Source organism: Secundilactobacillus similis DSM 23365 = JCM 2765 (genome assembly GCF_001311075.1).
GTDB classification, from domain to species: domain Bacteria; phylum Bacillota; class Bacilli; order Lactobacillales; family Lactobacillaceae; genus Secundilactobacillus; species Secundilactobacillus similis.
The window spans coordinates 22,347-30,419 of the sequence record NZ_BBAD01000035.1 but is presented as its reverse complement, the minus strand read 5'-3'; the positions used below and the strand labels follow the sequence as shown (position 1 = coordinate 30,419).

The following is an 8,073-nucleotide window of genomic DNA, read 5'->3' as shown; positions in this document are numbered from 1 at the left end:
GATCTACTAAAGTTAAAGTTGTTTGTCGCTGTTAATCAAGAAATAATTAACTAGCGAACTTTTTTAAGTATACCATTCAGTGAAATGAATGTCAAGAATTAATTTGAATATTTATTAATCTCATTAATTCTAATTAACTTTCGGAAACAACCATTTCCGTGTCGCCTTAGCAGCGAACCATTTAAGTATATCAACTCTCTTGATTCGAGTCAAGCAACAATTTGAATATTTATTAATTGTCTTAATTCACATTTGAATTGAAATCCCATCACTCGCATCGCGGTACCTCTCAGGTTACCTCTGATTGAATAATTATTCGGGATAAATTCATTAGTGCTTTTCAACAACGAATATAATCTTATCAAGATAGCCGCCATTGGTCAAGACGTTTTTTCAACTTTTTTCGTTTTTTTGCAATTTTTTCCAGATTATAAATGACTCACGCCACTAACCTATACCAAATTACCAACTAACAGTGCGTCAATCAGCCATTAATAACCCAAAAATACGCCCTCAGCAGCCGTTGATCGACTACTAAGGGCGTATTTAGCTTAATCGTGCCTACTTGAGTTCTGGTGCATCCGTTTGATACGTAGCGGTCTGTTTACCACCATTTTTCGCCTGGACACTGGTAGGCTCTTTCTTCTGAGCGGCTTTCAATCGCTGTAAGCCTTCGTTTAGTTTATAGTTGTACTTCTTCTTATCAACCGTCTTAAAGTTCTTCAGTTGATAGAATCGGAGTAAATCGCCTTGTACGACCCGATCTGACAATGAAAGTTCGGTCGTTACGTGGTTTTGGGTCTTCTCTAATGACTTCTTTTGTGCCGTCGTTGGCTGAATGGTCTCTCCGGTCTTGGTGTTATAGACGGTTCCCCCAACTTTAGTGTACTGTGGCGTCACAAAGTCACCATTCCGGAACGCAACGGTCTGATTACGGTTCTTGGCCAGTAAGTCGTTCCCAAACTGAATCGTATCGTTATTCTTCACGCCAAGCAAATCTAATAACGTTGGTAACACATCAATCTCACCACCATACGTATGATTAATGCCACCCTTTAAGCCGGTCGCATGAATCATGAATGGCACCTTCTGGAATTGCGCAAGGTCATAGTTGGTGACTTTATCCTTACCTAATAACTGGGCAATTGCAGCTCGGTGATTATTGGAGATTCCGTAATGATCACCATACAGCACGATCATACTATTCTTATACAAGCCTGATTGTTTCAGATAAGTAAGAAACTCACCAAAGGCTTCATCCAAGTAATGTGCCGTTTGAACGTAAGGATCAACCGTCTTATCACCCGTCTTGGTTGCTGGGAAGTCCGTGTTCTCCTTATCAAGTTCGTAAGGATAGTGGTTCGTCAGTGTAATCAGCTTCGCATAGAACGGTTGTGGGAGTTGTTGCAGGTATTTGGCACTATCTTTAAAGAAAATCTTGTCCTTTAACCCATACCCCACTGTGTAGTTTGCCTTTTCCTTATAGTACTGCGAACTAAAGAAGTAGTCATAGCCCCACGACTTGTATGTGTTATCACGGTTCCAGAAACTTGGCACGTCCCCGTGGAAGGCAGCACTCGTGTACCCTGCTTCTTGATCCAGGATAGCTGGCGCTGCTTGATAGGTGTTTTGGGTCCCGTAGGTTGTCATCGCTGACCCCTGTGGTAGCCCAAACAACGAGTTCTCTAACATCATCTCGGCATCCGATGTTTTCCCTTGAGCAACCTGATTATAGAAATTATCGAAACTAGCGGTGTTTTTATTCTTATAGAACTTGTTGAGATTTGGCGTAACTTCCTTGCCATCCACCTTATAGTTGATCAAATACTGCTGGAAACTTTCCAAGTGAATGATAATGACGTTTTTACCCTTTTGAGTCCCAAAAGTCGTTGGATTAGCACTAACCCGGTTGTGCTTTAAATACTTCTCCACACTCTGCAGATCACTGGCGCTTGCCTGCGCTCGCGTTGCGCTTTCTTTTTGCGTCTGGTAAACACTAAACGCTGCGTATTCGTTTAGCCCTAAATACTTAACTAAGTAGTTATTATCAAACGTCCGGGTTAATAGTCCAGAACGATCAGCGTTAGCCATCCCGTATTCCGCCCCCATCAATGAAAAGGCGAGCACCGTGGTCGTTAACGCATAACGGCGTTTAAACGGCCGCGTGTCGATCCGGATAACCTTCGTCATCAACAAGACGATCAGTAGGATAACGTCAATATAAACTAAAAAGTCGGTTGGGTGGACAATTTGCCCAATACTCTTACCCAAGTTGTTTTGCACGTTTCCTGACCCTTTAATGATCCCAAAGGATAGGAAATCCGAAAACTCCCGGTAATAAGCAATGTTGGCAAAAATCCAGGTCGTCTGAATTAAATCAATAATGATCATTAACCAGTAAACTAGTCGACCTCTGAAATAAAGTGCGATCCCAAATAGCAAAATTGCTGCTGGAAACGGATTAATTGCCAACAGAAACTGTTGAACGCCTCCCTTGACGCCCAACGTAAACTCCGTTTGATACGCAATATAAGTCTTGATACAAAATGTAACGACTACTAATACGAAAAACCCGAATACCGTATTGAGTTTAGTAGTCGTTCGTTTGAGATTGTCCGACATAACTTTTTGTGCCTCCACGTTAAACTTAACAAATGCCATTATATCGAATCTAAGTGAAATAGCAATTGTTGGCGAATGACTTTGGAAAAACTTCACAACTTAACCCGTTACTCTGGCACTCGTTTTAACGATATTTATCGTAAAATAACTTGTAACGAAATTCCTCAGGATAAAACAAAAACTATGGTTCCCCATAGTTTTTTGGTTTAGTTATCCGTTAATAACTCAAACAATTCGATTGCTACTAAATCAATGTTATCAAATTCGAAGTGTTCCTTCGCCTGATATTCGTCCAGCGTGTACGTCTTCGTTTCTGGATGGTAAACAACTTGTGCTTGTTCGACACCATTCCGTTCGAACCGTCGTGGCTGTGGTTCGTCGCCTGCATCTTCCTGCATGGCCTTCAAACGGGTAATGATCCCGATTAATTGTGATTCCTCCATGAGAATCCCCTTTCCGGTGTTAGTTTAACACTCTAATTTTACCAAAGACTGGGGCATGAAGCACGATATTCTTGCAATTGAAACCGGATTTATCGAAAAAATAAGTAAGTTCCGATGCTTAGGAAACGTTTTGGCGCCAGATTGACTGATTAATTGGCAAAAATCGCCTGTTCAAGCCACAAAATTAACTACTGCTAGAAACCGTTTGGTCCTTGATCAACCATGCGTTATTTCACCGTTCAACCGAATAACAGGCATCTTTATGGTCAACAAAAAGGCCCCGAACAACTGCTGCCAGTCGTTCGGGGCCTTTGCTACACACCTACGCTTCTTCACGTTGCGATTGGTGCGACTCTTGAATGCGTTTGAACATCTTTTCCATATCAGTTTCTGTAAAATGAATCAATACTGGCCGGCCATGAGGACAGTTAAAGGGATTCTCACAGCTTGGCAGCCGCTGAATCAACGCTTTAGCCTGCTGGTCATCCAAGTGATGGTTAGCCTTGATTGCCCGCTTACAGCTCATCATAATCGCCGTCTTCTCTCGGAACTGGGCCACCGTCAATTTGCCATCGCGTAGCACCCAGTCAACCATTTCTTGAATTGTTTCGGTTTCCTGCCCCGCTTTAAACCACGTTGGGTGTTGGCGAACAATGAAACTATTCGGACCAAAGGATTCTAAATGAATGCCAACGCTGGCTAAGGTATCCAAATGATCCGTTAGCTTCAGCATATCAGCTGTGGAATAATCAAGCACGATTGGCACCAATAAGCGTTGCTGATCCGCACTGACTTCACCAATTGCCTGCCGGTAGTATTCGTAGTTGACGCGTTCTTGGGCAGCGTGTTGATCCAAGATATAAAGCCCATCATCCGCCTGCGCTAACAAGTAGGTCCCGTTAAACTGCCCAATATAGATCAAATTAGGGAAGCGAGGCTTATCCGTAAACAGTGGCTGTTCTTCAACCTGCTCAGAACTAACTTCTGGCTGAGGTTGAGATTTTGCAACCGTCAGGTGATCAAATGGTGCGACCGTTGTCCCCTGGTATTTAGCATCAAATTGCTTGACTGCCGGTAACGCTAGGTCTGCCTTGTGTGCAATCATAATAGGGGTTGCTGTTTGTTGCGGCTCGTCCGTTACCGTAGTAGTCGTCATCTTCGGCGTCTCAATTGGCTCAGGTTGACTCGCCGCAACGGATTGCGTTGCCGCTACGGGACTTGGTGCCGGAGTTGCCGGCATCCGTTGAGCCGAAATCGCTGTGAGATCCTGCGATAATTTCACCGGATCAACCGATGATTGCCGCAAATTCGTTAACCCATCCGGAATGAGGTTCTGCGGCGCTAACGCTGATTGAATCGCCTGCGTCGTTAACGCAGCCAACTGATCTTCTTTGCTGATTCGGACTTCCTGCTTAGTTGGGTGAACATTCACATCAACTAACAGGGGATCCATCGTAAAATTGATGACCGCTAACGGATAACGCCCTACCATGAGTTTCGACCCATAGCCAGCAACAATCGCTTTCGTTAGCTGATAGTTTTTAATGTAGCGCCCATTCAGCAAAATCGACATGTAAGACCGACCAGACCGAGTGAGTTCAGGGAGCGACACATACCCACTAACCTTAAAATCAGCATCCGAAGCGTCAATCGGCAACATCTTCCCAACCTTATTCATGCCGTAAATACTGCCGATCACCTGTCGTAGGTCATCACGCCCAGCCGTGCGCAAAAGTTCGCGACCGTTATGCGTCAGTGACATCGAAATTTCTGGATGGCCAAAAGCCAACCGATCGACAATATCAACGATCTTAGACAGTTCAGTGTTAAGCGACTTCAGGTACTTTAACCTAGCCGGGACATTATAAAAGAGATCTTTAACCGTAATCGCCGTTCCACGACGCGCTTCGGCCGGTTTTTGATCCACCACGTCACCGCCAGCGATATGAAGCTGTTGGCCTTCACCACCAGTTGATGTGACCATCACAACATCCGCAATCGATGCGATACTTGGCAGTGCTTCACCCCGAAATCCAAGTGATTGAACCCGAAAAAGATCTTTACGGTCACCGATCTTACTGGTCGCATGCCGCCGAAACGCTAACTGCACTTCATCCGCTGCAATGCCCACACCATCATCGATCACTTGAATGGTTTTAAGGCCCGCGTCTTCCACTAAAATATCGATTTCATGACTTTTCGCGTCAATCGCGTTTTCAACGAGTTCCTTAACGACCGATGCGGGGCGTTCAATTACTTCACCAGCCGCAATTTGATCGGCTAACACCGTCGATAATTCGTGAATTACTGCCATTTAATCACCCCACTTACTTGTGTGACTTACCACGTTTGGGCTGGGTCACTTCTTGTTGCCACTTATACACTTGATTCATGACTGCCATTGGCGTCATACCCATCAGGTTCAGTGCCTTGATCTGAGCCACGACCCGGTCGGCCTCACTTGGTTCAGCTTCTGGTTCGCTAAATAACGATAATTGGGTATCACCCTGATCAACCGGTTCTGAAGGTTGCGCCGTTGGCTGCGGTTCAGCAGGTGCTACCGCCTCCACCGTCTTAACTGGTGCAGTTTGCGCTTGTTCAGCTTGAACTTGTTGGTGCGCCGTTGCCGTTGCTTGAACCGTCTGATGCTGATCCTGACTACTTTCAAGCTGACTTAAAATCGTATCCGCTCGATTCAATAGCACATCAGGAAGTCCGGCCAACTTGGCAACGTGGATTCCATAGGATTTATCAGCTGGGCCGGCCTGCATTTGGTGCAAGAATACCAACTCGCCGTTCTTTTCAACAGCGCCAACGTGGACGTTTTTCAATCCCGCTAAACTTTGATCAAGCACCGTCAATTCATGGTAGTGGGTTGAAAACAACGTCTTAGCATGAACTTTATCGTGCACAAACTCAATAATCGCTTGTGCCAGCGCCATACCATCGTAGGTTGCGGTTCCACGGCCAATTTCATCAAATAAGATCAATGAGTTAGCGGTTGCGTGTGCCAAAGCTTCATTAGCCTCTTTCATTTCCACCATGAAGGTACTTTCGCCGGAAATTAAATCATCCGCCGCTCCAATTCGAGTGAAAATCTGGTCAAAAATCGGCATCGTTGCCGATTTAGCCGGTACAAAACACCCCATTTGCGCCAAAATGACCGTTAACGCCAACTGACGCATGTAGGTACTCTTCCCAGACATGTTAGGCCCGGTAATGAGTAAAATCGATGTGTCACTCGGCATCGTCACATCGTTAGGCACGTATGTCTGCCGGCCAAGCACCTTTTCAACACTGGGTGCCGGCCTTCAACGATTGCCAGTTCGTGGGTATTTTTCGTAAACGTCGGCGCCACAAAGCGGTAACGTTCACTGACATCCGCAAAACTCTGTAACACGTCGAGTTCAGAAACTGCGCGAGCAAGTGCTTGAATGCGTTGAATGTTACTTTTAACCAGTTCACGCACTTTAACGAACAACTGATACTCAAGGTCAGTCGATTTATCTTCGGCTTCCAAAATCAGACGCTCTTTATCCTTCAACTCAGGCGTTGTAAACCGCTCTGAATTCGTTAGTGTTTGTTTACGTTCATATCGGTCTTCCGGCAACTTCGATAAGTTCCCCTTGCTGACCTCGATATAGTAGCCAAACACCCGGTTATAGCCAATTTTGAGGTTACTGATCCCAGTAATCTGCCGTTCAGAGGCTTCCAATTCCGCTAACCACTGCTTACCATTACGCATTGCTTGGCGATATTGATCAAGGGTGGCATCGTAACCATCTTTGATGACCCCACCATCCGTCACTGACAACGGCGGTTCATCCACAACTGCGCGTTCAATCGCATCCGTCACGTCTTCAATTGGATCAAGTTGCGTCATCAAATCATCAAAGGCATCGCTAGCCAACCCATTCAACACGTGCTGTAACTTCGGAATCTGGGTTAACGACGTCTTCAATTGAATCAGGTCTCGGCCGTTCACACTGCCAAACGCTACTCGTCCGGCTAGCCGTTCTAGATCATAAACCTTCGTAAGTTCTTCTTGTAAACTGTTGCGTTCAAAATACTGATCAACCAGCACCTTGACCTTAGTCTGCCGACTCAAAATATCAGCTCGGTTGACCAATGGCCGATCCAGCCACTGCTTTAACAACCGGCCACCCATTGCCGTCTTGGTTTCATCAAGCAACCACAATAGTGTCCCGGACTTCTTACCAGTTCGGATATTTTGAGTCAGTTCCAAGTTACGCTGTGAATAATGATCAAGCTTTAAGAAGAACGCCGGCTCATAAACAACCGCTCGTTGCAAATGCGCCAAACTCCGCTTTTGGGTCGTCACAATGTAGGTCAGTAAGTGTTGAAGCACCGTTTGCTGCTCTGGCTGGGTAACCGCTTGGGTTAAATAGCTCAGTTCAGCTTGGACGACCGCACTATCCTGATGAGAAATCAAGATGCCAACCCGGTGTAGCTGATCAGTTACCGTAGTCTCGACACTTGTGTCGACCACCATTTCCTTGGTTTGCAAACTCATCGCTTCATTGAGCACTGCATCAAAGTTAGACAGCGTAGCGACCTTTAATTCACCAGTCGATAGATCGGCATAGGCAAACCCGTACTGATCCGCCACCTTTGTGAGCGCAGTCAGATAGTTGTTGGTTTTCGCACTGCCTGCCCCGGCATCGGTTTGGGTCCCGGGCGTGACTAATTGAATCACTTCCCGCTTCACCATGCCCTTAGCGGCTTTAGGATCTTCCATCTGTTCACAAATGGCAACCTTATAGCCCTTGTCCACTAAGATATCAATGTAATTTTGAACAGCATGGTGTGGCACACCACACATCGGTATTGGGTTCTTGGAACTATGATTACGCGTTGTTAACGTTAATTCTAGTAACTGCGATCCCTTGACCGCATCATCATTGAACATTTCGTAAAAGTCCCCGAGGCGGTAAAACAAAAATGCATCGGGGTATTGATCCTTAATTTGTTGGTACTGTACCATCAT

At 45.5% G+C, this 8,073-nt stretch carries 3 protein-coding genes and 1 pseudogene; all 4 read right to left on the bottom strand.

Translation table 11 applies throughout. The features are described 5' to 3' along the window. Positions 1 to 561: 561 nt before the first annotated feature. The gene (locus tag JCM2765_RS09165; RefSeq protein ID WP_054736200.1) at positions 562 to 2,622 is read right to left on the bottom strand and encodes an LTA synthase family protein; all 2,061 of its coding nucleotides are present in this window, start codon (positions 2,620 to 2,622) and stop codon (positions 562 to 564) included. A gap of 206 nt (positions 2,623 to 2,828) precedes the next feature. Then, positions 2,829 to 3,065 carry a YkuJ family protein gene (locus JCM2765_RS09160; RefSeq protein ID WP_054736198.1) on the bottom strand — a complete coding sequence of 79 codons (237 nt, stop codon included), beginning with the start codon at positions 3,063 to 3,065 and terminating at the stop codon, positions 2,829 to 2,831. Positions 3,066 to 3,387: 322 nt separating this feature from the next. Further along, positions 3,388 to 5,379, bottom strand: a complete 1,992-nt coding sequence (gene mutL / locus JCM2765_RS09155; protein ID WP_054736196.1) for a DNA mismatch repair endonuclease MutL — start codon at positions 5,377 to 5,379, stop codon at positions 3,388 to 3,390. A 13-nt stretch (positions 5,380 to 5,392) separates the two neighbouring features. After that, a pseudogene (gene mutS, locus JCM2765_RS09150) lies at positions 5,393 to 8,073 on the bottom strand (DNA mismatch repair protein MutS).

What these genes read in the sequence shown, in the direction of transcription:
- JCM2765_RS09165 (WP_054736200.1), bottom strand. Translation starts at nt 2,622, where the DNA reads ATGTCGGACAATCTCAAACGAACGACTACTAAACTCAATACGGTATTC.
- JCM2765_RS09160 (WP_054736198.1), bottom strand. Translation starts at nt 3,065, where the DNA reads ATGGAGGAATCACAATTAATCGGGATCATTACCCGTTTGAAGGCCATG.
- mutL (WP_054736196.1), bottom strand. Translation starts at nt 5,379, where the DNA reads ATGGCAGTAATTCACGAATTATCGACGGTGTTAGCCGATCAAATTGCG.